The sequence below is a fragment of the Lentimonas sp. CC4 genome, from assembly GCF_902728235.1.
Taxonomy (GTDB): Bacteria; Verrucomicrobiota; Verrucomicrobiia; order Opitutales; family Coraliomargaritaceae; genus Lentimonas.
On sequence record NZ_CACVBO010000001.1, the window covers coordinates 151,620 to 177,227 of the forward strand.

A 25,608-nucleotide genomic window follows, 5' to 3' on the forward strand; every position below is an offset into this window, starting at 1 on the left:
GATTCATTACCAAGGACTAACTTCTGACTCCAACTTCTAACTCCAGAATCTAGGATGAAGAGTGCCTGCGATACTACTGCGCATCACGTATTGTGATTTTTAGCAGATCCGTAGACTTTTCACAAATCTAGATGCCCATGAGTCTAATACTGTTTTCTAAAGTGTTTGATCCTTACCAATAAGTCTTTCGTAGCCTAGGTTCTCGGAACCGGGTCGAACCGCCCAGCCCCCGACAGACATCGCTAATGAGACTCAATCTTCAACTCTTGAATGAGACTGAGTCACATCCTCACTAAATAAACCATTAACAACTAATAAACAGCGACTTACAACTCCAAAGCACATCATATCACTTGCAAAAAGAGCATATCATAGAAACATTAGTAGCTCTTCATTTAACCATTAACCGTATTATATATTATGTATCTCATTAAACCAGATCTCTGCGTCATGTGCGACGCTTGCCGCCCCGTTTGCCCACGTAATGCAATTAGTGCACACGCATCTGAAGCCACTTACGTCGTCAATGCAGACGAATGCAACGACTGCTCAAACATGGGTGCAGTGCGCTGCGTGCCTCAATGCCCAGTGGACGCGATTATCAAAGGCCAATAGCCCAACTCATCGCTTCTGAATTTAAGTTTAATCAAAACCGCGCTTTAATCAGCGCGGTTTTTTTGTAGGTGCCTTTCTACAACTCTGCACTACCAGCAACCTTGGACAGCATCACCAATGCGTCACAACGCGCTTTATTAAAACGACCACTGAGCTCAGTCGACTTCTTCAAACAGCCATACACTTGCCAACCACACATCCCTTTACAAGCGGTTGGAAGTAACCCCATATAGCCGAATACATCTTCTAGGGGATAGCCAAGAGCCACACCAATTTCATGTGGTAATTCACCAGTCGCATTCCATCGCAACCGCAATTCAGCCATAAAAGCCCCAGCCTCAAGCGGAGCAGCATAGTTGAGTTTGTCGACCATCACACAATGTGGCGCCTGCTCTAAAGCTGCCTGCAGTCGCTCGGCCTGATAGACTACGAACTTAAGAAAGCCATTGCTCAAATACATCACAGAGCAACTCACACTCCAGATCTCGCTCAAACGCTGAAGGTTCGCCGTCGCGTCTGTTTCCGTCATCGAGAATTCACTTAAATCAATCGATAACAATTCTCCGGTCTTTTCGCTCAGTAAAACCGTCGAGGCATTCAAAAAGAACCATTCGTCAAAGCGTTTCTGACTCTGAGATAAGACAGCAATACCCCGCCTCCAACTAGTGAAGGATTCCGAAGAAAGTGAAGGTGTTGTAAGTAAAGACATCTATTTGATACCGAGTCTCAATATCGAAAACTGGATCCACGCAAGCCTAAATCAAAATAAATGCGCAGTCCGCCTGCTTGCCTGGCATGAGTCTGCCGAATGTATCAGGCGGATCGACTGGAATGAACGCCCCCCTATCCCCACGGCGGGCAACCAGCTAAAGCAAGTCGCCGACGTCCTCTCACAAAAAAACGGGCGATCCGCATTTGCGAATCGCCCGTTTGAATTAAAAATCAGCGAGTGCTATTTCTTTTCCGGTCGTGGGAAGAGAATCGTCTTTTCGCCAAGCGCCTTGCCTTCGAGGGTGTTGCCCCACTCTAGCTGGCCTTCGAGGCTGTCGAAGTTGTCTGCTCCAACGAGAACGCGCACCTTGTCGGAAATTTCCGGCATGACGGGTGTGAGCATCACGACTCCGAGGCGTAGCGCCTCTGCCATGAATGCCAATGATGTTGCCAAACGCGCTTGATCCTCAGGCGCATCCGACTTCGCGAGCTTCCACGGCGCACGTGTTTCGGCGTATTTGTTGATGCCGGAAATGAACGTGAAGATACGATCCAATGCCTTGTGAAACTGGAAGCCTTCGTAGAGTGGAATGAGTTCGCCTTGGGTCTTTTCCCACAGTGCTTTCAGATCTTGCTCGGGTTGCTCATCGACACATGCCGCAGGCACTTTGCCTTCGGAGTAACGACTGCCCATGTTGAGCAAACGGCTGACGAGGTTACCGAGATCATTTGCGAGGTCGCTGTTGTAGCGGCTCATAAACAGATCGATTGAGAACTCACTGTCTTGACCGACGTTCATTTCACGCGTCACGAAGTAGCGGAATGCATCGGTGCCAAACTGCTCGATCAAATCAAGTGGGTCGACGACTTCGCCAGTGCTCTTTGACATTTTCGCGCCCGAACTGAGCCACCATCCGTGGACGAGGAAGTGCTTAGGTAGCTCAATATTGAGCGCCTTGAGCATGATCGGCCAGTAAACCGCGTGCGGTGGCACGAGGATGTCCTTACCGATGACATGGTAATCCGCAGGCCAGTTCTTCTCAAATTCGTCGGTGCCATAGCCAGCTGCCGTAATATAGTTGGTCAACGCATCGAACCACACGTAAGTCACATATTCCGTGTCGAATGGCAGCTCAATGCCCCACTCTAGACGTGATTTCGGACGTGAGATGCAAAGATCGTTCAGCGGCTCCTTCTTGAGGAACTGCATCACATCTGCACTACGGAAGCGCGGATAGATCATCTCAGGATTTGTCTCAATCGTTTCGATCAACCAATCCTGATACTGAGCGAGCTTGAAGAAATAGTTGGTCTCTACGACTTCCTCGACTTCGCCAAAGATCTCAGGCCATTTGCCATCCACCTTCTCTTTTTCAGTGACAAATTGCTCCTGGCGTTGGCTGTAGTAGCCATTGTAGTCCGCCTTGTAGATCTGACCTTCATCGAAGAGTTTCTGCAAAATGCCAGCGACCACCTTCTTATGACGTGGCTCGGTGGTGCGGATATAGTCGTCGTTAGTAATATGCAGGCGTTCGCATAGACCTTGAAATTTCTCGGCATGGCCATCGCAGAATGCCTGCGGCTCAATGTTCTGCTTCTCAGCCGACATCTGCACCTTTTGGCCGTGCTCGTCGAGACCTGTGACAAATTTCACTTGGTCTCCTTGTAGACGACGGAAGCGCGCGACGATGTCCGTCAGCACTTTTTCGTAGGCGTGCCCAAGGTGCGGCGCGCCGTTTGCGTAGTCGATTGCGGTGGTGATGTAGAAGTTCTTGCTCATGGAAACCGAGCAAGTTGGTTGATTTCCCACAGGGGCGCAAGTCCGTAGGCAAGGAGATCGTCAGTCGACTATTTCAGCCCTTCGACAACGAATTGCCGCTTGCCCTTCCAAATGCCGAGCTTAACCACCATCGCTGACGGAGCCTCAGCTCCTTTGATCTCCTTCAGTTGTGCATACACCGCTTTATCCGGCGCATAGGCTGCCCACTGATCGCCACCGACGTCGATCGTCATCGGCCGCAGCTTCAACACCATTGCGTTCACTTGATACAGGTGCCCGACATACGGCCCCAACTCTGCATCTGCTACATCGACTAGAAAAGCACCGTCGTCTAGCTGGAGATCCATCGTCGGCAAATAGCCGAGGGGCATCTCAAAGTCCAAAGCATCATCCCCCGCACTCGGGGTTTCTAATTCAACAAACTCGCCGGCCACTCCACTTCCCACAGAAAACCGTGCAGCAACAGGAAAATGATCCGTGACACCGCCACCCGTCTCGCCGGCGAAATTCCATTCTAGGGGACGCCCTAAAGGATCGGCATTCAGACCTGGAACCATCAACACTTCAAAACTGCCATCGACATAACGAACGCCCGATTGATCATAAAGGCCGCGCGTGATGAGCAGATGCATCAGCGTCCCACGATTCCCCTTCCAAACTTCAGAATAGCGCTGCTCTGGCGGCAATTCAAACCAAAGGTTATACAGATCCACGCCACCGAGCTCGCGAATGGCCAACTCATCACCTTGTGAGCCGAGCACGTCATTGATACCAGTCGTGACATCTGGATATAGAATCGAGTGATTGTAATGCGAGTTGAGGTCGCCGCCGATAATGATATCCGCCATCGGGTCAGCTGCGAGGCGTGCGTCGACTAAGCCGCGAAGCACGGTCGCATTTTGAGCGCGGATCGGCTCACGAGTCGGGCTGGAAGCACCTGACTTCCAGTGATTGACATACACGGTGAGCGGGTGCCCCTCGACATCGAGCGTCACCTCAAAAATATCACGTGCCTGCTCCAGCTCATGGAGCTGAACCTCCTGAATCGGAAAACGTGAAAAGACCGCGTTGGTGTGTGCAATGCCAACATCTTGCGCCTTCGCGGGAGCGACGACGACTGAATAGTCAACGAGTCCCGCATCGCTCAACACCTTCAACAACCACGCTTGCGCAGGCAATCCTGCATACTCAGGCTGCCAACCCGTCGTCAGCATTTGCTCAACAGTCGTCTCACGGTGTTGTTCGAGGAATACATTGAGATCTGCCACGCCGCTCTCCGGCGTGAAGTCTGCTTCCAACTCTTGAAAAAGAATTACCTCGGGACCAGCACCTGCGTTGACTGTCTTCAGAACCGCAGCCGTATTTTGCAGCTTCGTAAGCAACTTAAGCCGCCCGTAGGTAAATGGATCGTCGGGTTCGTCTTGCGTGTAGTCCTTATAAATAGCGATCCCATCGACATCGAATAGGTTCTCTACATTGTAAGCGACCACAGTGAATTCACGCTCCGAAGCAGAACATCCACAGAGCCCGCATACAATAATGGCTAGAAACACTCGAACAGACGCAGGAAATTGATTCATAAGCGTAAACCAATGAATCAAATTCCGACCGTAGACAAGCGAGCAACGCGCCTCACTCTCAATTATTAGAGTGAATCGCAAAAGTCACAAAGCAGTGATTGCCTATGATTCGCCCGCAGTCTCAGCAACCGCCTTCTGAGCATCACATGCGCAATACAACGCCACATCTGGAATATCGATAATCACATGCACGATCATCCGCAGAATAATCACTGCCAACGCTTGAATCCCACCAAACAGTAAGACCGCTCCAGCAGCTGCTGGCACAGGCAGCATAATCGCCTGTAAGAGCGCAACAATCATGATCGCCGCCAAGATCACCCAAGAGAGGACATTCACTAGTAAGCGCTGATCGGCATAGGCAGACTCGGCACGAACTTGTGCGCGCAATGCACCTGAAGCAGAGACCGCCGACGGCGTGTGCATCCCTTGGGAGCTCGACTTCGTTGAACTGCGCCTGCGTGAACTGCCGCTCTTCGAACCCGATGAGCGCCCACCACGCGGATTTCCACGTGCGTTACAATAAGCGGCATAGGCCTGCTGCCACTGATGGTCCGACATCTTACGAGTGCTCGGATCCATCTTCTCACGAGAGGTCTTAAACGCTTCAAAACTTTTCATGCCACGAGTTGTAGGTGTATCGAAGGACATCTGCAACACTAAGGAGAACCCAACAGCACGAGTCGCCCACGCATAAAAAATGTTAATCGTCACTTTCAGTGAGAAGCGCACGCATGGAGAGTGATGGAGCTCGCTACGATTTCTCTGAAGAAATCGGCTGTAGCGATGCGACGCTAGTCGCGTCTACTGTTGGACGGGGCACCTTGCCGCGGTCGACCTCGCTAGCGCGAGTTCGCTACAATCTTTCTGCTTTATGGCACAATCGTTCCCCGTCCTTGACGATGAACCAAAAAAAACCGCCGGATCGCTCCGGCGGTTTTTGAAAATCGAAAAGCAAAAAACTTACGAGGCGTTCTCTTGGAACATGTGCACGTCTTGCTGCGGGTAAGGGATGCTGATGCCTTGTGCATCAAACGCCTCTTTGACCGCTTTAGTGAAGTCGAACTTCACACCCCAGTAATCTGCAGAGTTCACCCAAGGGCGCACCACGAAATCGACGCTACTGTCACCGAGGTTTGCGACTTCAATCTGCACCGCAGGGTCTTTCAACACACGCTCATCGGCAGCAAGCAAGTCGAGCATGATCTGCTTCGCCTTGTTCAAGTCATCACCATATCCGACACCAACGACCATATCGACGCGACGTGTCGGGTGAGCAGAAAGATTAGTGATTGAACCACCCATGATCGCCGAGTTTGGCATAATGATCTTAATATTGTCCGGAGTCTTCAGCTCAGTCGTCAACAGACCGACTTCAATCACGACGCCCATTTCGCCACCAGCTTTGATGACGTTGCCAGCCTTAAAGGGCTTAAACAGAATCAACAACACACCCGAAGCAAAGTTTGAAAGTGAGCCTTGAAGCGCCAAGCCAATTGCCAAACCAGCCGCAGCAATCACCGCAGCAAACGAAGTGGTCTCAACACCGAGCTTACCAATCGCAGCAATCGCGACGAATACGACGATCGCACCGTAAAGCATACTGGAGAAGAAACCGATCAGCGTGGCATCCACCTCTTTCTTAGTCAGCATCTGGGCAAATAATGCTTTAATCTTTTTAGCCAGCCACATGCCGACGACGAGAATAACGATGGCTGCGATCAATCGCATGCCAAGGTTAGTGATGTTAGTGATGATGTTATCCATTATTGATGAATCTCCGGTGATTATATAATCGGGTTAGTTAGGTTAGAAATACAGCACTAAGCTGAATACCCTAGAAACAAGTGACAATCCCATATTAAGCAAATCAGAAGGCCATTTGACTGCGTTTACCACGCAGAACGATTAAGAAACGAACCTCTATAAACTGATTTCCGATTACAAACGTCGCTGAATTTGAGCAATCGCCCACTGCGCGTGCTCTGCCACCATCGTATCCTCTGCGGTTGCCACCACGCTCAACGCGGGCAAATCCTCCACAGTTCCAACATTTCCCAGCACCACACAGATATTACGCCGAAAACGATGCAACTTCACGCGGCGAATCGGCGAGCCAATCATACGCTCACTAAATGTCGCCTCATCCCAAGCCAAGAGCTCACGTAACTCAGGCAGTTCGCGCACCTGAAACTTCACCTCATTCGTCGGCGTTGCCCACTTATTCCATGGGCACACATCTAAGCATGCATCACAGCCGTAGAGCCGATCTCCAATAGCCTCACGAAGCTCGACTGGAATCGCCCCGTCATGCTCGATCGTAAGATACGAGATACACTTCGTCGCATCGAGCTGATACGGCGCAGTAATTGCGCGCGTTGGACAGATATCAATACAGCGCGAACAGCTGCCGCAACGATCCTTCACCGGCTCATCCGCTGGCAGTTCAAGATCTGTCACGATATTTGCCAAAAACGACCACGTGCCACGCTTCGGCTCAATTAAAATCGTGCTCTTCCCTTGCCATCCAATCCCTGCCGATGCCGCGATTGGCTTTTCAAGCAAAGGTCCCGTATCCACATACGGGCGTTGATTGCCGCCGTATTCCTCACGCAAAACGCGACACAGCCGCTTCAACCGGCGCAGCATAAAATTATGATAATCGTCGCCCAACGCGTATTTCGCGATTCGATACGGGCGATCCGGGTTGGGCTGATAATAGTTCAGCGCCAGAACGATGATGCTACGCGCCTCTGGCAGCAGCTGATCCGGATGCAGACGCCGATCATTATTGCGCTCCATCCACGACATCGTGCCATGCTTCCCATCCGCGATCCACTGAGTGTAGTAATCTCGTCGCAATTCCAAGGGCACCGCAGTCACACCAAACGAATGAAAGCCCAAGGCCTGCGCCTCTGCCTGTATCCGCTCGCGTATATCTGCACCGTAATCACCCATAAATCACCAATGGCCTGCTCAACGCGAAGAGTCGAGCCTCCATCAAGCCTCATAGTCCTTGTATGTTTTACAGTGACAGCCGTGCGGTTTCTCCTAAAACCTATTGAGCCATGAGTCATCCCATCTGGCCAGTCGTTACCGAAAACCTCGCCGAGCAACTATCCGCCACACAAAGCGGCATGGTTCATCCGGCACAACTACTCCCCTACCTGCCACTCAGCCTAGAGTGTATTGAGCGCACACTTGATGGACTACTCAGCAGCAATCGCGTCCGCAAAGCGTATGAAAATAGACTCCAGGTCTATGTATTCACTGAATCCATAGACAAGAAACCGCAACGCTTCGCTCCCAAACAGTGCATCTACTCCAATGAACCACTCTCAGAGGATACGTTCAACGTCATCGCACCCGAAGTGCGGGCAACTGTCGAATCCGAGCTCGCCTTACTCGCGACCAACGACCCATGGCCGGCACAAGCCAATTGGCAGCACGAGCTCATCTACCTAGCCGCAAATTTACCTTCCCCTGTCAGCACCAGCGCCATCGCGGGACACTCTCGCCTCTCCTTCAAACGCACAGAGGAGCGCCTGCAAGCACTCCAAAAACAAGGAGCACTCCATTTCGACGGCATGACAAACGCATGGACTTTACCTCCGCTGCGTTATCCACGCACCGTTTATACTCGCAATGATAACTACATCCGACAGTTTCCCGGAGCCATCAAAGAAGAGTTCGAGCTCCGCCTAGTCAAAGCACTTTCGATCTCACTGGGGATCCTAGTCGCCGCAATGCTCTTAGCAGTCACAGCGCGCATCCCCTTCCCGCTCGTCTTCTTCGGCGCTCTCATCATTGCATTCTTCATTTTCATCAAAATTCTAAAAGCACCAGCGAAAACACTGCCCGAGCTATAAGCTGCTCCACTTCAAACCATGCAAGACAACCTCCATAAATTCCAACGGCCCAGTAGCCCGATGCTCAACATGCTAAATACCGTAAAAGGCAAACTCGTCCTGCCCCTGATCGCCCTAGTCGCGCTCACCATTTTCTTTCTAGTCACCTTTCGCGTGCAACGCGTCTCAGGCACCGAAGTCGGCATCAAGGTCAACAACGTGACAGGCGACATCACCGTCATCGCAGAATCCGGCACCAATATCTACAACGGCCTGCTCAGCACCTTCCACCTGCTCGACATGACAGTTCAACGTCTCGAAATGGTCTCCGAATCTGGCCGCGGTCAACGCAGCGGTCGCGACGACCTACGTATTAAGACCGTCGACGGTAGCGATGTCTTCCTCGACCTCACGATTAACTATCAACTCCGCCGCGATATGGTCGAATCCGTCGTCACCACCTCTGGCCTCGAAGACGCCTATAAATATAAGTGGGTGCGCGATTACTCACGCTCAGTCTGTCGTTCCGTCTTTGGCGAAATGACCACCGAGGAATTCTACGACGCCAGCGTCCGCGACCAAAAAGCACAGCTTGCGATGGTCGAGCTCAATGAGTTGCTAAAACCTTACGGCATTGAAGTCTCCAGTGTCATTGCCGAGAAATTCAGCTTCCATAAAGAATACGAAGAACGTATTCGTGCCAAAAAACTGGCCGACCAAGAAGTCGAAGAGCAAGTCTCCAAGGCCAAAGCCGCTCGCCAAAATCAAATCTTCCGCGAAGTGGAAGCCACCAAGAAAAAAGAAGTCGTTCTCGCCTCCTACGATGGTGAGATGCAAAAGCTGCTCGTCGAAGCCACCGCCAACGCCGAGCGCGACATCCGCAACGCCGAAGCCTACGTGATCGACACTCAACTCGGAGCCGACGCAAACTTCTACCAACGCGATAAAAACGCCCAAGCGATCCTCGTCACCGCTCAAGCCGAGGGCGAAGCCCTCACCGCAATGGCACAAGCCTACGAAGGCATCGGCGGCGTCAACCTAGTCAAACGCGCCTACGCAGGCCGACTGATGGATATGAAAATCACAGGCCAGCCCTTCACTATTGAAAATAAGACAGAGCGCCTCTCCTACAAAGACGAAGGTGCCGTCGCCAAGAAAAAGAAAGCGACCTCGAACTAATCCGTCCTAGGAATCCACAACGACGGAACACATCGAACCACCCATTTTTCATCATGAAATTCATTAAATTTTTATCCATCATCATCCTAATTGCAGTCGGTGGCGTATTTTTTGCCGCGCAATTTCTCTTCATCAAGATCGATCTCGGTAAAACCGGCGTCCGCACTCAGCAATACGCCCTCCTCGGCGATAAAGGGGTCGTGCCGGAAGACTTCGGCCCAGGCTGGCACCGAAACCTCCCCCTACTCGACACTTGGAATGTATTCGACGCCACCGTGCAAACCACCGAATTCACCACAGAACAAGAGCGTCAGGAAACACGTAAGATCTACAGCTTCCTCTCATCCGCATCTCGTAGCTATTTAGACACCGCCCCCGTCGGCGGCCCTGGCCAAGTCGAACTTAAATCAAAGGATGGCTACACCGTGCGCCTCGACGTCACCGTCAAATACCGCATCAAGCCCGGCGAAGTGCATCAACTCTACCAAGAGCTCGGCTCACAAGCTCGCTACAAAGGCATCGTTCGCGACCAAGTGCAGCAAGTCATCCGCGGCACCTTCGGCACCATGCGCACCGAGCAATTTTACGATCCGGAAGTGCGCCGAAAGAAAGTCACCGAAGCGACCGTGCTACTCGATACTGAACTGACCTCCAACAGTATTGAGCTGATCGAAATCCTCATTCGTGACATCAACTTCGACCCTGCATACGAGCGTAAAATTCTCGACAAGAAACTCGCAGACCAGGACGTAGAGCTCAATAAATCCCGCGCCCTCGCCGAAGAGAAAAAAGGTGAGACCAACCGCATCGCCGCTGAAACAGAGGCCAAAGTGCGCGTCATTGAAGAAGAACTCAAAGCGAAACAGCGCACCGTCAAAGCCGAGACCGATAAACAGATCGCACAGATCAACGCCGACGCTCGCCTCACAGCGGCAAAGCTCAAAGCCGATGCCGATCTCTACAAAGCCGAGTTACAAGCCAAGGGCACACTCCTCGAAAAAGAAGCCAGCGCCGAAGGCGAAAGCCTCAAAGCCACCGCGCTGAACACTCCAGGCGGCCAGAACTTCGTCGCCTTCGAGATCGTGCAACAACTACAGCTTGGTGAGATCACCGTCTCCACTCAGAGCAACGACTTCCTCGACGTCGAAGCCGTCCTCGAAAAAGTCGGCGCCAGCGCTGAGTAGTTTCAATTCACAGCATTCAACAAAAAAGCGGTGGCTCTCTAAGAGCCACCGCCTTTTTTGTGCGCAACCCTCAATCCTGCCGGTCGACATGAACACGATCACCAATTCGCACACGCCCCGACTGCCGGATCGCACAGAAAATCCCGCGCAATCGAAGCGGCAAGTGCTCGGCTTGGCGCACACATTGAAACGCCTCCACGCCGAAGCGCTGAGCGAATTTCCCACAAGCGTCGTTCTCCACATCGCTAACTTCCAGAATCGCATCGCCAATTTCAATCAAGGAACCAACCGGTAAATGCGCCTCAGTCAGATTAATATCCACATAGAAATTATCGCCACATTGGTAGTGCGAATCAGCATCCTCCCCCGTGAAGGCACGAATGACTCGTGTATTTGTAAGGCTGACCTGCACACGTGGATCTGGCCGCCCGTCAGGTAAGCGCATCCATGCAGTATCACGCCAGCGATCGCCACAAATACCGGTTTCAACATCCAAATACAGTTCGTCGACTGGCACATGCACCCCTTCCGACGGGCGATTCATTAAATACTCAACTCGCCCGATTCCAACTGGTGCCGCACGTGCCAACTGCACTGCTCGATCATACTGTCCGACATTCATACTTTTAAGTTTTCCACGAATTAGGCCCGTGGATGCGCCTGCTTATGCGCCTCCTTCAGTCGAGCGATCGACACGTGTGTGTAGATTTGAGTAGTTGATAAATTGGCATGCCCGAGCAGCTCCTGCACCGTCCGCAAGTCTGCACCATTATCCAACATATGCGTCGCAAAGGAATGCCTCAACTTATGCGGCGTCATATCCAACGGCAGTTCTGCAGCAGCGAGATGTGTTTTGAGCAATTTCTGCACCTGACGCGGTTCCATCCGGCGACCATTGCGTTGACAGATCACTGCTGCATTCAGATCGGCCGACAAATGAAACCGATCAATAAAGTCACTCAAACACCGAGTTGCCACAGGCCCCAGTGGACACAACCGCTCCTTGCGCCCTTTACCAAGCACACGTGCGACTCCTTGCTCCACATCAATCTGCCCATGGTTGAGCCCGCACAATTCACTCACGCGCAAACCACCGCCATACAACAGTTCCAAAATCAAACTATCCCGAAACGCTTCAAACTCACCGAGCTTACCATCCTTCCACAACTTCAGCGGCGCATTCAACAATGCCCGCATCTGAGATTCGGTTAAAAACTTTGGCAGCGGCTTACTCAATTTCGGCAGCGTCACCCCAGTGAATGGGTTCGATTCGACCACCCCCTGCTTGCGCAGATACAAATAAAATGCGCGCAAGCCTGATACATGGTTATGCAAAGTGCGCCGCGCGAGTCGTCGCCCCTCATCGATCAAGTAAGAACGCACATCCAGCGGACGCACCGCTGCGAAATCGTCGGTCCATTTACCACGCCCTGACAGCCAAGTCACAAAGTCCTCCACTGCAGCACGATAGTTGCGAACCGTATAGACGGACACACGGCGCTCCAGCGTCAAATGATCACAGAAATCATTCAGAGCAGGAATATTTGGAGCCGGTTCAGATTTTGCCATAACTTAAACAACCTAACTCACGACCTACCGTTGAAGCGACACTCTTGTCGCTTTTGATTTAGACTTACTTTTTCTTCCTGTTACCCAGCGAGAAACGCTCGATCACCTCTTCGGCAAGATAGCGATACGCATTCGCACCACTGCTATTCGGATCATATTCAAAAATCGATTGTCCAAAACTCGGCGCTTCGCTCAAACGAATGGAACGCGGAATCATCGAGCGGAATACCTTGTCGTCGAAGTGATTACGCACCTCGCCCACCACCTGATGAGCCAAATTCGTGCGTTGATCAAACATGGTCATCAAAATACCACCAAGCGCCAAGTCATCATTCACACCAGCTTCGCGCAATTTATCGACGACCTTCAAAATCTGCCCCAATCCTTCCATCGCCAGATACTCGCATTGCAGTGCGATCAGCAAATAATCCGCCGCAGCCAAACTATTCATCGACAACATTCCCAACGCTGGTGGGCAGTCCAAAATGATCGCATCATAATCACCTGATGCACGCAGCGGCGCTAAGCACTCACGCAATTGCACCAAATAATTGTCACGCTGAATGAGCTCGATCTCGATCGCAGCCATGTCGACCTCGGACGGGATCATGAACAAATTATCGTTGGCACCGACAGGTTGCACCTTTTCAAGCGCCGTGCCTTCACCACACAGTGGTCCATACAAACTGCCGCCTTCGAGCTTCTCCAACCCGAGCCCACTCGTTGCATTTGCCTGTGGGTCTAGATCCACCAACACCGTCCGAACTCCCTGATCTGCTAGGGCATAGCTGAGATTAATCGCTGTCGTCGTCTTACCGACTCCCCCCTTTTGATTCGCAATTGTAAATACCATGGCACACATGCCCACAGTGATAGCTCCCCCTCACTGTCCGTCGAGCAGAAAGAAAAAACCGCCGTAAAATCGCAATAAACGCGACTCTTAACCTCAATGCCATTGCATATTAAAAATGATATAACCGTTAAGCAGAAAACTAGATTGTCATATTTGCAATTTGCATGATTTCTCGTCCCAAAGGGGCAACCTATATCAGCCCGGGGCAACGCCCCGGGAATTTAAGCCCCAGACAGCTAGCCCTGAAAGGGCGCTCTATTCGATAGTCCAAGCCTTTGCGCGATTAAGTCGCCCTTTCAGGGCTCAGGAGGTGGTTGATTCAAATCCTAGGGCGTTGCCCTAGGCTGACATAGGACGCACCTTTGGTGCTACAATTAATATGCAATGCGCTCGACTCTTAACCTTGCGATTTCCCAGTTCTCCCACTGCATTTCAAAGATGCTACATCGACTGCGACACTGCCTCACTCCTCTGATATGCATACTCCTCAGCGTAGGCTGCAAGAGTGACCCACAGGCCTTAAAGGACTTCACAAGTGATGGCTGCTCACTCTTCCCTGACCGCTCCCTCATCAACACAGATGACTGGTGCGATTGTTGCCTAGAGCATGACATCGCATATTGGCAGGGAGGCACCAAAGCGCAACGCCTCGAAGCCGACCAGAAACTAAGAGATTGCGTGCTAGCAAAAACAGGCGATGCCGTTCTAGCCGAAGCCATGTATCACGGGGTGCGTTTTGGCGGCAGCCCCTACTTTTATAATTGGTATCGATGGGGATACGGATGGAGCTACGAGCGCAAATACCAAGCCCTCACGTTGGAAGAGCAACGACTCGTCAGCGACAAACTCGTCAAATACTATCGAGAATCCGAAGGTAAGCCCTCCCCGTGCGACTGAGATCTAATCACCGCCATTAGCCACACGGCAATATGAGCCAATCGGCCGAAACAGGCGATCTAGGTTTGCATGCCACCGGAAGACACCCAACATCTGGGGCTTCTTTTTCATCTCAAAACATCAAGAAAACTATGACTGAAACAAAATCCGTCAAAAAAGTCGCCCTCCTCACAGCGGGCGGCCTCGCACCCTGCCTGTCTTCCGCAGTCGGGGGTCTGATCGAACGCTATACTGAACTGTATCCAGACATTGAAATCATTTGTTATCGTAGCGGATACAAAGGTCTCCTCCAAGGCGACAGCATTCAAGTAACCGAAGAGATTCGCGCAAACGCAGGCACACTGCACGATCACGGCGGCAGCCCGATCGGCAACAGCCGCGTCAAGCTCACCAATGTCGAAGACTGCATCAAGCGTGGTCTAGTCACAGAAGGCGAAGATCCTCTTAAAGTCGCAGCAGACCAGCTCACTAAAGACAATGTGGACGTCCTCCACACCATCGGTGGCGACGACACCAACACCACCGCAGCCGACCTGGCCGCATACTTAGCTGAGAATGACTACGCACTCACCGTAGTTGGCCTGCCGAAGACGATCGATAACGACGTCTTCCCCATTGCTCAAAGCTTAGGCGCATGGACTGCTGCTGAAGAAGGTGCTAAATATTTCGAAAACGTGGTGGCCGAGCATAATGCCAACCCACGCATGCTCATCATCCACGAAGTCATGGGCCGCAACTGCGGTTGGCTCACTGCCGCCACTGCCGATGTATATCGCAAGCGCCTCGACGCAATGGAATGGGCCGATGCCATTGGACTCAGCGCCGCTCGCAAAGAGGTGCACGCCATCTTCATCCCTGAAATGGACGTCGACATTCAAGCCGAAGCCGCACGCCTCAAGGCAGTCATGGATGAGCACGACAACGTAAACATCTTCATCTCCGAAGGCGCTGGCGTTGAAACGATCATCAAAGAAATGGAAGCCGCAGGCGAAGAAGTGCCACGCGACGCGTTTGGCCACGTCAAACTAGACGCAGTCAACCCAGGCAAATGGTTCGGCGAGCAATTCGCTAAGATGCTCGATGCCGAAAAGGTGCTCGTTCAAAAGAGCGGCTACTTCGCACGCGCAGCACCTGCGAATAAGGAAGACATCCGCTTGATCAAGAGCTGCACCGACCTTGCTGTGGACTGTGCCGTCGTTGGTGAAAGCGGCGTTATCGGCCACGACGAAGATGACCGCAACATCCTGCGTGCCATCGAGTTTCCACGCATCGCAGGCGGCAAGCCATTCAACATCGACACTCCTTGGTTCGGTGAACTACTCGATGCGATTGGCCAACCGAAGGGCGCGAACATCGCGAAGGCAGGTCACTAAGCACTGACTAGGACAGAACATTTCCAAGCCGGAACCCGTAACGGGTTCCGGCTTTTTTTTGTGTTGGAACATAGCGCCACGTAGGGGCTTTGCTCGTCTCGTGACCATGAGCTTGTCGAATGGCGAAGACCGCGCAAAGGTCACAAGCCCACGAAGTTATATAACGCCTCCTACGCTCGCTAGTGCCGCAAGCAGCCCCCTTACATCCCATCAGTAGCTGAAGGAACGAACATTTAACCCACTACCCAGCCTTCTGCTTCTTGCGCTGCGCCTTCTCATGCTCGCAGTCGTCGAGGAATGCTAGCAAGCGGCGGCGATAATCGTAAAACAAGTCTGTCTCCACGATCTCGGCGCGATCGCGCGGACGCTCAAAGTCGATCTCCATAATCTCCCCCACTTTCGCATGCGGCCCGTTGGTCATCATGCAAATACGGTCAGACATATACACCGCCTCATCGGGATCGTGCGTAATAATCATGGTGGTAATCTTCTCTTTATCTAGAATTCGTAAGATCACATCTTGTAGCTCCATTCGTGTGAGCGAATCCAGACGACCAAGCGGTTCATCAAGCAGTAACATACGTGGCTTCAACGCAATCGCTCGAGCAATGCCAACGCGCTGCTGCATACCACCCGACATTTCTCGAGGATACTTGTGCATCGAATCCTTCAAACCAACCATGACCAGCGACGCCTCCACCACGGAGTTGCGCTCTGCCTTCGTCGCATGCGGATAGCTGCGCTTCACTCCGAGCATTACGTTTTGAAAGGACGTCATCCACGGCAATAAGCACGGTGCCTGAAACACCACCGCACGGTCAGGCCCTGGGCCGTCAATTTCTTTGCCTGCGACCACGATGCCTCCAGCTGAATAAGGGATCAACCCAGCAATCATGTTGAGCACCGTGGATTTACCACAGCCAGAGTGACCAATAATCGACACGACATCACCGCGTGGCACCTTTAGGTCAAAGCCATCGACGACTTTGATTTCGTCGCCAAAAGGGTTTGGGTAAGCTTTTACTAAATTTGAGATTTCTACGTAACGTTCGTCTAAGTTCATAATGCGTTAATAAGTAATAACTGATCACTGAATCTTCAGTGCTATTTAAAGAATGTGGTCTCACGATCGATGATCTTCGCCACTTTCGCTAAAGCCGAGCGACGACGTCCCTTCGCTGGCTGTAATGGATACACGGAGAAATCGATGGGCATGACATCTGGTAGATCCACAACGTCGTCACTATCACTCAAAGACTTCGACTCCTCGTTTAAGTTTACCATGTATTTGGAGATGTCATTACGCAGGCGGCGAAACTCCGGATTGGTATTCAACGTGGTGCGATTGCGAGGACGCTCTAGATTGACCGGAAACGGAGTGTCGAGCGTCGCACTCGGCCCCATCGTCAATGGCACAATACGATCGGCCATCAACACGGCTTCATCCACGTCATTGGTAATCATCACGATGGTGCGCTTATCGTCTTCCCAGATGCGAATAATTTCATCTTGAATGACGGCACGCGTCAGCGCATCCAGTGCGGAGAGCGGCTCATCGAGTAGCAAGACTTCAGGCTTCATCGCCAAGGTGCGCGCCAACGATGCGCGTTGGCGCATACCGCCGGAGAGCTCCGATGGCTTCTTATCCAATGCCGGCGTGAGGCTCACCATCGCCACATATTTCTCAACATGCTCGCGCAGTTCGGCTTTGCTATAATCGGTAAAGACCTGCTTTACCGCGAGTGCGACATTTTCGTAAACCGTCAGCCATGGCAGCAGTGAGTAGTTTTGAAACATGATCCCCAGACGTGGCGATGGCTCCTTGATCACCTTGCCACCGATGCGGATCTCACCTTTGTCCGGCTGTGTCAAACCAGCCAGCAGTGAAATGAGTGTCGACTTACCAGCGCCGGAAAATCCAACGATTGCGACAAATTCATTTTCCTCGACCGACAGATTCACATTTGTCAGCACCTCGGTGCGATTATTCGGCGGGCCGAATCCAATACTCGCGTTATCTATTTCTAAGTAAGACATTTTCTAAAATTAAGAATTAGGAATTGAGAATTAGGAAATGCACTAGAGTGATGTGCCGCCGTCGTCGAAGGAGACAAAGCGTTGCAGCACGATCATCATACGGTCCAAGAAGAACCCGATGATACCGACTACGAAGCAGGCGTAGATGATGTTGGCAAAGGAGAACGAAGAACCATTTTGATACTCATCCCATACGAACTTACCCAGGCCGTCCGAAGAGGACAGTGCTTCCGCCGCGATCAATACCATCCAGCCCACACCGAGCGAGATACGCAGACCAGCGAATACGAGCGGCATCGCAGAGGGAATGATGATCTTAGTCAAACGCTCCCAGAAGCTGAGCTTCAGCACACGTGCCACATTAATGTGGTCCTTGTCGATCGAAGCCACACCGAGCGCGGTATTAACGAGCGCCGGCCAGACCGCACACATTGCCACCGTGCAGCCGGAGAAGATCAATGCCGGATTGATTCCAAGCTCACTAATAATCGGCAAACTATTAAAGAAGAGGAAGAGTGGATGTGATTCTGGATCGAGGAAGAAAGCACCGATCACGATCTGGAAAATAAGCAACCACACCACAGGCGAGACGGGCTTAAAGATCGAAATGATCGGCGTCAAACAGGCCATCGCGATACGGCTAAGGCCACACAAGATACCGACTGGAATCGCAATCACCGCGGCGACGATGAACCCGACGAAAACTGTGAACAAACTACGCTTCACCTGTAGATAGACAGTCATCGCTTTCGCATACTGCTGACTCTCCAAGCGTTCAATCGAATCTTCAGCCCGCACCACCCGCTTCGCTTCAGACAACGCGGCTTTCGCACTAGTTGCTTCGGCAAGTTTCGCTTCGCTAGCGGCCAACTTCTCATTGGCTTCGGCAACCTTCATACTACGATTCGAACTAGTCAGCATATCGACACGCTTGTTCAAGAACTGCACCTCATCCGCAATCGCATTCACCGCTAAGCGTGCATCTTCTCTCGGCTTATATTTCTCACCTCGGATCACATCGATTTGATCTTTAAGAATTGTCTCCGCGGCACGGGTGGCATCCTTCGCAACAGACTCCGCACGAATCGCTGCGATCAACGCTTCAGACGATCCTGCGCCAGCTTCTATCTTTTCGGCTTCTGCCGCAATTAATGCCTTCTGTTCGGCCGCACTCGCACGGCTCTTCTCTTTAAGCGCATCGAGCTCTGATTGTAGCGGTGCTAGGCGTTTCTCCAACTGTGCGGTATATGCAGCTTCATGCTTTGCTAATTCTTCTTCTCGTTTAGAGAGAATGATCATGTCCGCTTCGATTTTCTCTTGCACGGCAGCAAGTGTCGATTCGCGCTCTTCTCCGACGAGCAGGAAGTCCGACTCTTTGGTATCTTCGCGGTAAGCAAATTGATGATTAATCGCAGCCGAATCCATCACAATATCCGGAGTCGGCACTTCGCCTGACTTTGTCTTATGTTGAGGAGCAACCGTCCACCAGATCCATACGCAGAAGCAGATGAAAAAGATGGGGACGACGATAAACTTCATAATCGCCTCAACCTGCTTCTTCGGCTCTTCCCCAAAGCACAAGCGCACAATGGGGTCGAATACGGCAAAGCCAGTTACATCGAGGAACCGTAAGATACGGTATTTAATTTTATCTGAGGTTTTCTCAGCCATAGTATTTATTGTCTAATTAAGGTGTCTTGTAGTGGAAGCTCGGTGGCTTCACCCAAAAAGCCCCCTTCCCATAGGGAAGGAGGCGGTGGTTAGCTGGTTAGTAGCAGCGTCCTCAATAAGAATTAGTCTTTGTTACCGATCGTATGTGAGTTAAGGTAACCGATTGGATCCTTACCGTCGTATTCGATACCATCAATGAAGTCGCTTGTTGGCGCTTTATAGCCATCAGTCTCCCAAGGGATGTCGCTCTCTTCGATGTAGCCCTCTTCGAGCAAGTGCTTCGCAGCATCTAAGTAAACTGCTGGCTGATACACTGACTTAGCAGTTTCGGCATACCACTCAGCCGACTTAGCTTCAGTGATTTGGCCCCAACGGCGCATCTGTGTGAGGAACCAAACACCATCCGAATACCATGGGTATGTGGATTGGTATTTAAAGAAGACGTTGAAATCAGGCATGTCGCGCTTGTCGCTCTTCTGGAAGTAGAAGTAGCCAGTCATCGATGCTTTCAAAACATCGTAGTCCGCACCCACGTAGTTCTTTTGAGACAAGATACGGCAGGCCTCTTCGCGGTTGACGAGTTTGCCAGAGGCATCTGTCTCATCGAGCCACTTACCCGCACGGATGAGCGCCTTCACGACTGCGATATGTGTGTTTGGATTTTCATCCGCCCACTTCTTTGTCACACCAAAGACCTTCTCTGGATTATTCTTCCATATGTCATAGTTGGTGACCACTGGCACACCGATTCCCTTAGCAACGGCTTGCTGATTCCATGGCTCACCGACGCAATAAGCGACGTTCTTACCAGACTCGAGTGTCGCAGGCATCTGTGGTGGAGGTGTGGTGGAAAGCTCGATATCACCACCGCTGAAACCTTTGATATCAGTCGATGTATACATGCCAGGGTTGATGCCTGCAGCGGCGAGCCAATAACGGATCTCGTAATTGTGAGTGGAGACCGGAAACACCATGCCCATTGGTAAAAGCTTCCCTTCGTCCTTTGCTGCTTCGACAATCGGCTTCAACGAGTCCGCAGTGATGGGGTGTGGCGGGGTATCTGTATCAAGCGCGGGATCGTTCTCCTGCATCTGCTTCCAGATATCATTGGATACAGTAATCGCATTACCATTTAAATCCAAAGTGTAGGCGGTCACGATATGCGCCTTCGTTCCAAATCCGATAGTCGCTGCGATCGGTTGACCAGAGAGCATGTGCGCACCGTCCAATTCGCCATTGATGACGTTGTCTAGAAGCTGTTTCCAGTTTGGCTGCGCGGTCACTTCGACCTGTAGGCCTTCATCTTCGAAATAGCCTTTTTCCTTTGCGATGACGAGCGGTGCGCAGTCAGTTAGCTTGATAAATCCAAATTTCAGTTCGTCTTTTTCGAGATCAAGCATCTCAGCCTGTAGTCCCGTCGAAAAACAGATCGCAGCAGTAGCTATTGATAATTTTGTTAGTATTTTTTCCATTTTTGGTTTGTATCTCTTTTTACTCAGTTTTCGATTTTAGGTAGGTAGTTAGCTTAGGATCGGGTTCATGGCCTGATCATAAATATCCTCCCGATACACACGGGAGCTTAAGGTTCTTGAAACGCTTTGAAGTTTTTCATGTGGCACAAATCTCGAAAGATCGTTGAGCACCTGCTTCGCTCGCGCTTGGTCTGGCCGATTTACATCCTCCCCCTTAAACCGCAGGAACGGACCGTCTGCCGTGCGACCACCGCCCATCGGGAAGGATGACGAAAATGCGTGTGCCAGCACCTCTGGTGTGCAATTCAAATAGTTGGGCTTCGATAGAATATTTAAAATAGCGGTGCGCTGCTCCTCTGCATCACACAGTGCACAGGCCTCACTTAAAACTCCCATAAGACGTAAATAGTCTTCTGGGCGTTCGTGATAAAAACGCTCCGTTGTCGCCAACACTTTCTCTGGGTAGCCACTCGCAATTTGCTCACTCGTGGCAGGGCACCAGCCAAAGCCCTCTTGCACGGCAACAGAGTTCCATGGTTCTCCCACACAGAAACCATCAATATTCGCCGACCGTAAATTACGTAGCACCTGCTCCGGAGGTAACACTGTAATGATCACATCCTTCTTCGGATTAATGCCATGTGCCTCTAACCAACGACAGAGCATAAAGTGATGCGAAGAATAGAGAGACACCACACCAAGCACGAGCTTACGTGGGCGGTAACCACTCTTAATATAGCGGCGTAAACTGTCACCACACTCCACCCCTTCCTCACACAGTTGCTTCGACAGTGTAATGGCATTGCCATTAGAACTAAGCACCATCCCAGTAATCACTTTACTTGGTGCGACACCAATACCTAATTGCATCACGAACGGCATCGGGCTCAGTGCTTGAGACACATCCAAATCTCCAAAGGCCAGCTTATCTCGAACTGTCGCCCATCCCACCTCACGCTTCAGTTCGACGTTCAACCCGGCATCTCGAAAAAGTCCTAAACTCTCAGCCACGATAAGCGGCGCAGCATCTAAGAGCCGAATATAACCTAAGCGTATTGCAGCCGTAGGTTGTGAGGATATTGAAAAATCTGAAGTAAGTGCTTCCATCTGGAATGCACTTTTAGCATTGACCATGCCCATTCCATTATAAATGAAACAATAGAATTCTTAAAGTTAATGAATTAGATTCATGATAGAAACAATCGACAGTCGACAGCTCCTTGCATTCTGCACCTTGGTCCAAACAGGCAGCTTCACAGATACAGCCCGCGAGCTAAGCCTCACGCAGTCTGCAATCAGTCATTCCGTAAAAAATCTGGAGGAAGATTTACGCTGCCAACTCGTCACACGAACAGGGCGAAAAATCCATATCACAGACGATGGCGAAGAGCTATACAGAGATGCGCAAGCCATTCTCCATCAGATGGAAGCAGCTCGAAACCGCATACAAGATCGAGCCAACTTAGGCAGAGGCCGCCTACGCATTGGGGCGAGCACGACTGCCTGCCAACACATCCTGCCAAACGTCTTACGTGAGTTCAATGAATGCTTCCCCGATTGCATGCTCACCATTACCCCGGCCGACACACCTGAACTACTTGAAATGGTGCGGCGACATGAGATTGATTTAGCGGTCGTAGTCTCACCGGGCACTGTAAAAGACATTATCGTCAAAACACTTTTTTCCGATGAACTGGTGTTAGTGACCTCTCCGATTCACCCTTTTGCCCAACAAAAAACGGTAAAAATGGACGAAATTGCTCAAGAACGTCTCGTTCTATACAATAAAGGCAGCCATACCTTCAGCCTTATTGAGCAGTATTTCCGCCAGAACAAGCTCGCGCTACAGAACTACATTGAGCTCGGCAGCATGGAGGCAATCAAGGAACTGATCGCGATTAATTATGGCGTGAGCTTCCTCGCCTCGTGGATCGTAGAAAACGAAGTCACTCGTGGCAGCCTGACTCGCATCAAATTCGGCCGCAACAAAATCATACGAGAATGGGGCATCTGCTACGCCAACGAGAAGAAACTCTCCATCACCGAAGAAACCTTTCTAGGCATCTGCGAGTCCGTCGCGGATACAATACCGCTGGCGCAGTCTTAGTAAATAGCATTGCCACCAATAAAAATAAGAATGTTTGGAACTTCTTCCCCGCACAGAGGACTACGTAAGCGTCATGTAACACATGACTTTTTCATATGTTAAGTTAGGGGTAACTTATAAGGTATAAAACAGACTCCCCACCACTCTTCGGAGCGGTGGGGTTTAATGTATCTGGAGCCATCGAATACAGTCGAAGGATGCGTGTCGTATATGGGAGGGAAGGCCTCCGCTGCCTGCCGCGTTCTACGCTGCCGTCCGCGGAGCCACAGCACAGAGCCAGTGCACTCAGCCAGAGCACCAGCACGACGCAAGACGAGACGGAGCTCGTCCCTCCCGAATCGGGGCATAAAATATAATGCGCGTGAGCGAAAGCGTCGACACGCGGCGCAGTCGTAGACTGGGACATAGCATTGCCACCACTAAAATAAAAATCTTTGGAACTTCTGTCCCTGGCAGAGGACTACTTTAGCGTCATGTAACACATGACTTTTTCATATGTTAAGTTAGGGGTAACTTATTAGGTATAAAACAGACTCCCCACTACTCTTCGGAGCGGTGGGGTTTAATGTATCTGGAGCCATCGAATGCAGTCGAATGGATGCGTGTCGTATATGGGAAGGATGGCCTCCGCGCCGCCCGCCGAGCCACAGCACAGAGCCAGTGCACTCAACCAGAGCACCAGCACGACGTAAGACGAGACGGAGCTCTTCCCTCCCGAATCGGGGCATAAAATATAATGCGCGTGAGCGAAAGCGTCGACACGCGGCGCAGTCGTAGACTGGGACATAGCATTGCCACAAATAAAATAAAAATCTTTGGAACTTCTGTCCCTGGCAGAGGACTACTTTAGCGTCATGTAACACATGACTTTTTCATATGTTAAGTTAGGGGTAACTTATTAGGTATAAAACAGACTCCCCACCACTCTTCGGAGCGGTGGGGTTTAATGTATCCGGAGCCATCGAATGCAGTCGAATGGATGCGTTTCGTATATGGGAAGGAGGGCCTCCGCTGCCTGCCGCGTTCTACGCTGCCGCCCGCCGAGCCACAGCACAGAGCCAGTGCACTCAACCCCAGCACTAAACCAGAGGCCAGCACGACGCAGCGCGCGGAGCACGCCCCTCCCGAATGCGTGTTACTAAATATAATGCGCGTCAGTAAATTCGCCGTCTAGCTTCGCGACTCATCCGCCGATATACGACATTTCGATTTTAGACTTCGTCGCAGTGCCCGACGAGCGGATCTCGGAATAATGATCGCTACGCACCTGCCAATGCTTAGAGAGGCGTGCAAATAAGTCCTCCTTCGAGTAAGATTCAGAGCGCATATAGGCTTTCAAATCTAAGCCCTCACTCGCAAAGAGACAGGTATATAATTTCCCATCGGCTGAAATGCGCGCACGCGTGCAGCCTCCGCAGAACGGCTGTGTCACTGAAGTAATCAAACCGAACTCTGCGGAGCCATCTGCATAACGATAGCGCTTGGCGACTTCGTTATTCGAAGTCAAATCGACTGGCTCCACATCAAATTCAGAACGAATCAGATCCAAGATTTCACGGCCACTGACGACTTTATCCAGCTTCCAATCATTACAATTACCGACATCCATAAATTCGATAAAACGCAGCGACACACCGAGGTCTTTAAAATAGCGAGCCATCGGCAAGATCTCGCCGCAATTCATGCCACGCTCCACCACCATATTGACTTTCACCCCAAGACCGGCAGCTAACGCAGCATCAATCCCCGCTAAAATCACTTTCGGTCCAATTCCACGACCATTAATCGAGCCACACAATTCTGCATCCAACGCATCCAAGCTGACTGTGACACGATTCAAGCCTGCCTCTTTCAACTCAGCCACCTTCTCAGCAAGGCGAAGCCCATTGGTGGTAATCGCAATATCTTCTAAACCAGAAAACCTCGATAGCCCGTGAATATACTTCACCAACCCTGGACGCAGCAGCGGCTCCCCACCAGTCAGGCGGACCTTACGCACGCCCAACGCAACAAACGCTTCGACCAGATCATCCAATTCGCTAAAGCGCAGCCACTCGTGCTTACGCAAAAACTGATACTCTGGACCGAAGATCTCCTTCGGCATACAATACGTGCAACGCAAATTACAGCGATCCGTTAGCGAGATGCGCAAATCCGTGAGGCCACGAGCTCTTTTATCCAATACCATTCAGTCTTTACATGAGAGAAAGTAAAGAGAGTGCCAAGACGGATCTTCGAGAATCGCCAAAGCACTTCGCTAGAAAAAACAGGCAGGAATGCCTGCGTCACATCAAAAGTGAAACAGGCATTCCTGCCTGTTACTCCTATTAACTCGCAAACGGCACAGTCTTCGGGCCGTCGTAGCCATCTTGCTGCGACTCAACGATTACGTTTGAGCGAATACCACCGCGGCCACGCCAGATTGTCTCAAGGCGCGCCCAACGCGGCTTGGTCACTTCAAACAAATCTTCAAAGATCTTGTTCGTCGCCGCTTCGAAGAAAATCCCCTTATTGCGATAATCGTGCAGGTAGAGCTTCATCGCCTTCAGCTCAATGCAGAGCTCATCGGGTGCGTAGCTAAACACCACCGTGGCATAGTCCGGATGACCAGTCATCGGGCAGGTGGAAGTAAACTCCTCCTGAATATGCTGAATGGTATAATTACGCTCTTGATTTGGATTTGGGAAAGTCTCGATGTCCATAAAACCGAGACAGTGTGAGTTCTCAGCAAA

The 25,608-nt window shown here is 51.2% G+C and carries 24 protein-coding genes; 8 read left to right on the forward strand and 16 right to left on the reverse strand.

Going from position 1 to position 25,608, the window contains the following annotated elements:
- Positions 1-420: 420 nt before the first annotated feature.
- Positions 421-615, forward strand: a complete 195-nt coding sequence (locus GZZ87_RS00665) for a 4Fe-4S binding protein (RefSeq protein ID WP_162027069.1) — start codon at positions 421-423, stop codon at positions 613-615.
- Between the two features lie 76 nt (positions 616-691).
- Here the strand turns inward: GZZ87_RS00665 and GZZ87_RS00670 are convergent, their stop codons facing one another.
- From GZZ87_RS00670 to queG, 6 genes are all read right to left on the reverse strand, one after another.
- Entirely contained in the window at positions 692-1,324 is a 633-nt protein-coding gene (locus tag GZZ87_RS00670) for a DUF3793 family protein (RefSeq protein WP_162027070.1), read from the reverse strand.
- A 243-nt stretch (positions 1,325-1,567) separates the two neighbouring features.
- Positions 1,568-3,106 (reverse strand): methionine--tRNA ligase, encoded by a 1,539-nt coding sequence (gene metG, locus GZZ87_RS00675; protein WP_162027071.1) that lies wholly within the window; start codon positions 3,104-3,106, stop codon positions 1,568-1,570.
- Between the two features lie 68 nt (positions 3,107-3,174).
- Complete coding sequence (locus tag GZZ87_RS00680; RefSeq protein ID WP_162027072.1) at positions 3,175-4,686, reverse strand: endonuclease/exonuclease/phosphatase family protein; 1,512 nt, start codon at positions 4,684-4,686, stop codon at positions 3,175-3,177.
- Between the two features lie 102 nt (positions 4,687-4,788).
- A complete protein-coding gene (locus GZZ87_RS00685) occupies positions 4,789-5,307 on the reverse strand; it encodes a hypothetical protein (protein WP_162027073.1) in 519 nt (172 codons plus the stop codon).
- Between the two features lie 342 nt (positions 5,308-5,649).
- Positions 5,650-6,453 carry a mechanosensitive ion channel domain-containing protein gene (locus GZZ87_RS00690; protein ID WP_162027074.1) on the reverse strand — a complete coding sequence of 268 codons (804 nt, stop codon included), beginning with the start codon at positions 6,451-6,453 and terminating at the stop codon, positions 5,650-5,652.
- A gap of 174 nt (positions 6,454-6,627) precedes the next feature.
- Complete coding sequence (gene queG / locus GZZ87_RS00695) at positions 6,628-7,644, reverse strand: tRNA epoxyqueuosine(34) reductase QueG (protein WP_162027075.1); 1,017 nt, start codon at positions 7,642-7,644, stop codon at positions 6,628-6,630.
- A 110-nt stretch (positions 7,645-7,754) separates the two neighbouring features.
- Here queG and GZZ87_RS00700 point away from each other — a divergent pair, with 110 nt between their 5' ends.
- The 3 genes from GZZ87_RS00700 to GZZ87_RS00710 are packed head-to-tail and all read left to right on the forward strand — an operon-like array spanning position 7,755 to position 10,897.
- Positions 7,755-8,555, forward strand: a complete 801-nt coding sequence (locus tag GZZ87_RS00700) for a hypothetical protein (RefSeq protein ID WP_162027076.1) — start codon at positions 7,755-7,757, stop codon at positions 8,553-8,555.
- Between the two features lie 18 nt (positions 8,556-8,573).
- Positions 8,574-9,713 carry an SPFH domain-containing protein gene (locus GZZ87_RS00705; RefSeq protein ID WP_162027077.1) on the forward strand — a complete coding sequence of 380 codons (1,140 nt, stop codon included), beginning with the start codon at positions 8,574-8,576 and terminating at the stop codon, positions 9,711-9,713.
- A 53-nt stretch (positions 9,714-9,766) separates the two neighbouring features.
- Positions 9,767-10,897, forward strand: coding sequence for an SPFH domain-containing protein (locus tag GZZ87_RS00710; RefSeq protein WP_162027078.1), 1,131 nt, complete (start codon positions 9,767-9,769; stop codon positions 10,895-10,897).
- 70 nt (positions 10,898-10,967) lie between these two features.
- Here GZZ87_RS00710 and GZZ87_RS00715 read toward each other — a convergent pair whose 3' ends face one another.
- From GZZ87_RS00715 to GZZ87_RS00725, 3 genes are all read right to left on the reverse strand, one after another.
- A complete protein-coding gene (locus GZZ87_RS00715; protein ID WP_162027079.1) occupies positions 10,968-11,519 on the reverse strand; it encodes an MOSC domain-containing protein in 552 nt (183 codons plus the stop codon).
- A gap of 20 nt (positions 11,520-11,539) precedes the next feature.
- The gene (locus GZZ87_RS00720) at positions 11,540-12,466 is read right to left on the reverse strand and encodes a tyrosine recombinase XerC (RefSeq protein WP_162027080.1); all 927 of its coding nucleotides are present in this window, start codon (positions 12,464-12,466) and stop codon (positions 11,540-11,542) included.
- 64 nt (positions 12,467-12,530) lie between these two features.
- On the reverse strand, positions 12,531-13,328 hold the full coding sequence (locus GZZ87_RS00725) for a ParA family protein (RefSeq protein ID WP_162027081.1): 798 nt from the start codon (positions 13,326-13,328) through the stop codon (positions 12,531-12,533).
- A gap of 429 nt (positions 13,329-13,757) precedes the next feature.
- Between GZZ87_RS00725 and GZZ87_RS00730 the strand changes: the two genes are divergently transcribed.
- Together GZZ87_RS00730 and GZZ87_RS00735 are read left to right on the forward strand one after the other, a co-directional pair.
- Entirely contained in the window at positions 13,758-14,216 is a 459-nt protein-coding gene (locus GZZ87_RS00730; protein WP_244648162.1) for a hypothetical protein, read from the forward strand.
- 131 nt (positions 14,217-14,347) lie between these two features.
- Entirely contained in the window at positions 14,348-15,589 is a 1,242-nt protein-coding gene (locus GZZ87_RS00735; protein WP_162027082.1) for a pyrophosphate--fructose-6-phosphate 1-phosphotransferase, read from the forward strand.
- A 241-nt stretch (positions 15,590-15,830) separates the two neighbouring features.
- On the opposite strand, the gene GZZ87_RS00740 is transcribed toward GZZ87_RS00735, so the two are convergent.
- The 5 genes from GZZ87_RS00740 to GZZ87_RS00760 form a co-directional block, all read right to left on the reverse strand.
- Positions 15,831-16,652: an ABC transporter ATP-binding protein gene (locus tag GZZ87_RS00740; protein WP_162027083.1), complete on the reverse strand. Its 822-nt coding sequence runs from the start codon at positions 16,650-16,652 to the stop codon at positions 15,831-15,833.
- Between the two features lie 41 nt (positions 16,653-16,693).
- A complete protein-coding gene (locus tag GZZ87_RS00745) occupies positions 16,694-17,626 on the reverse strand; it encodes an ABC transporter ATP-binding protein (RefSeq protein ID WP_162027084.1) in 933 nt (310 codons plus the stop codon).
- Positions 17,627-17,668: 42 nt separating this feature from the next.
- Positions 17,669-19,297 (reverse strand): ABC transporter permease, encoded by a 1,629-nt coding sequence (locus GZZ87_RS00750; protein WP_162027085.1) that lies wholly within the window; start codon positions 19,295-19,297, stop codon positions 17,669-17,671.
- 122 nt (positions 19,298-19,419) lie between these two features.
- Positions 19,420-20,769 carry a CmpA/NrtA family ABC transporter substrate-binding protein gene (locus tag GZZ87_RS00755; protein ID WP_162027086.1) on the reverse strand — a complete coding sequence of 450 codons (1,350 nt, stop codon included), beginning with the start codon at positions 20,767-20,769 and terminating at the stop codon, positions 19,420-19,422.
- Positions 20,770-20,817: 48 nt separating this feature from the next.
- Positions 20,818-21,903: a CmpA/NrtA family ABC transporter substrate-binding protein gene (locus GZZ87_RS00760; RefSeq protein ID WP_162027087.1), complete on the reverse strand. Its 1,086-nt coding sequence runs from the start codon at positions 21,901-21,903 to the stop codon at positions 20,818-20,820.
- 55 nt (positions 21,904-21,958) lie between these two features.
- Here GZZ87_RS00760 and GZZ87_RS00765 point away from each other — a divergent pair, with 55 nt between their 5' ends.
- A complete protein-coding gene (locus tag GZZ87_RS00765) occupies positions 21,959-22,876 on the forward strand; it encodes a LysR family transcriptional regulator (protein ID WP_162027088.1) in 918 nt (305 codons plus the stop codon).
- 946 nt (positions 22,877-23,822) lie between these two features.
- The gene (locus tag GZZ87_RS00770; protein ID WP_162027089.1) at positions 23,823-24,050 is read left to right on the forward strand and encodes a hypothetical protein; all 228 of its coding nucleotides are present in this window, start codon (positions 23,823-23,825) and stop codon (positions 24,048-24,050) included.
- Positions 24,051-24,059: 9 nt separating this feature from the next.
- On the opposite strand, the gene moaA is transcribed toward GZZ87_RS00770, so the two are convergent.
- Entirely contained in the window at positions 24,060-25,064 is a 1,005-nt protein-coding gene (gene moaA, locus GZZ87_RS00775) for a GTP 3',8-cyclase MoaA (protein WP_162027090.1), read from the reverse strand.
- A 139-nt stretch (positions 25,065-25,203) separates the two neighbouring features.
- Positions 25,204-25,578, reverse strand: coding sequence for a preQ(1) synthase (gene queF, locus GZZ87_RS00780; protein WP_162027091.1), 375 nt, complete (start codon positions 25,576-25,578; stop codon positions 25,204-25,206).
- Positions 25,579-25,608 lie beyond the last annotated feature (30 nt).

What these genes read in the sequence shown, in the direction of transcription:
- GZZ87_RS00665 (WP_162027069.1), top strand. Translation starts at nt 421, where the DNA reads ATGTATCTCATTAAACCAGATCTCTGCGTCATGTGCGACGCTTGCCGC.
- GZZ87_RS00670 (WP_162027070.1), bottom strand. Translation starts at nt 1,324, where the DNA reads ATGTCTTTACTTACAACACCTTCACTTTCTTCGGAATCCTTCACTAGT.
- metG (WP_162027071.1), bottom strand. Translation starts at nt 3,106, where the DNA reads ATGAGCAAGAACTTCTACATCACCACCGCAATCGACTACGCAAACGGC.
- GZZ87_RS00680 (WP_162027072.1), bottom strand. Translation starts at nt 4,686, where the DNA reads ATGAATCAATTTCCTGCGTCTGTTCGAGTGTTTCTAGCCATTATTGTA.
- GZZ87_RS00685 (WP_162027073.1), bottom strand. Translation starts at nt 5,307, where the DNA reads ATGAAAAGTTTTGAAGCGTTTAAGACCTCTCGTGAGAAGATGGATCCG.
- GZZ87_RS00690 (WP_162027074.1), bottom strand. Translation starts at nt 6,453, where the DNA reads ATGGATAACATCATCACTAACATCACTAACCTTGGCATGCGATTGATC.
- queG (WP_162027075.1), bottom strand. Translation starts at nt 7,644, where the DNA reads ATGGGTGATTACGGTGCAGATATACGCGAGCGGATACAGGCAGAGGCG.
- GZZ87_RS00700 (WP_162027076.1), top strand. Translation starts at nt 7,755, where the DNA reads ATGAGTCATCCCATCTGGCCAGTCGTTACCGAAAACCTCGCCGAGCAA.
- GZZ87_RS00705 (WP_162027077.1), top strand. Translation starts at nt 8,574, where the DNA reads ATGCAAGACAACCTCCATAAATTCCAACGGCCCAGTAGCCCGATGCTC.
- GZZ87_RS00710 (WP_162027078.1), top strand. Translation starts at nt 9,767, where the DNA reads ATGAAATTCATTAAATTTTTATCCATCATCATCCTAATTGCAGTCGGT.
- GZZ87_RS00715 (WP_162027079.1), bottom strand. Translation starts at nt 11,519, where the DNA reads ATGAATGTCGGACAGTATGATCGAGCAGTGCAGTTGGCACGTGCGGCA.
- GZZ87_RS00720 (WP_162027080.1), bottom strand. Translation starts at nt 12,466, where the DNA reads ATGGCAAAATCTGAACCGGCTCCAAATATTCCTGCTCTGAATGATTTC.
- GZZ87_RS00725 (WP_162027081.1), bottom strand. Translation starts at nt 13,328, where the DNA reads ATGTGTGCCATGGTATTTACAATTGCGAATCAAAAGGGGGGAGTCGGT.
- GZZ87_RS00730 (WP_244648162.1), top strand. Translation starts at nt 13,758, where the DNA reads ATGCTACATCGACTGCGACACTGCCTCACTCCTCTGATATGCATACTC.
- GZZ87_RS00735 (WP_162027082.1), top strand. Translation starts at nt 14,348, where the DNA reads ATGACTGAAACAAAATCCGTCAAAAAAGTCGCCCTCCTCACAGCGGGC.
- GZZ87_RS00740 (WP_162027083.1), bottom strand. Translation starts at nt 16,652, where the DNA reads ATGAACTTAGACGAACGTTACGTAGAAATCTCAAATTTAGTAAAAGCT.
- GZZ87_RS00745 (WP_162027084.1), bottom strand. Translation starts at nt 17,626, where the DNA reads ATGTCTTACTTAGAAATAGATAACGCGAGTATTGGATTCGGCCCGCCG.
- GZZ87_RS00750 (WP_162027085.1), bottom strand. Translation starts at nt 19,297, where the DNA reads ATGGCTGAGAAAACCTCAGATAAAATTAAATACCGTATCTTACGGTTC.
- GZZ87_RS00755 (WP_162027086.1), bottom strand. Translation starts at nt 20,769, where the DNA reads ATGGAAAAAATACTAACAAAATTATCAATAGCTACTGCTGCGATCTGT.
- GZZ87_RS00760 (WP_162027087.1), bottom strand. Translation starts at nt 21,903, where the DNA reads ATGGTCAATGCTAAAAGTGCATTCCAGATGGAAGCACTTACTTCAGAT.
- GZZ87_RS00765 (WP_162027088.1), top strand. Translation starts at nt 21,959, where the DNA reads ATGATAGAAACAATCGACAGTCGACAGCTCCTTGCATTCTGCACCTTG.
- GZZ87_RS00770 (WP_162027089.1), top strand. Translation starts at nt 23,823, where the DNA reads ATGTATCCGGAGCCATCGAATGCAGTCGAATGGATGCGTTTCGTATAT.
- moaA (WP_162027090.1), bottom strand. Translation starts at nt 25,064, where the DNA reads ATGGTATTGGATAAAAGAGCTCGTGGCCTCACGGATTTGCGCATCTCG.
- queF (WP_162027091.1), bottom strand. Translation starts at nt 25,578, where the DNA reads ATGGACATCGAGACTTTCCCAAATCCAAATCAAGAGCGTAATTATACC.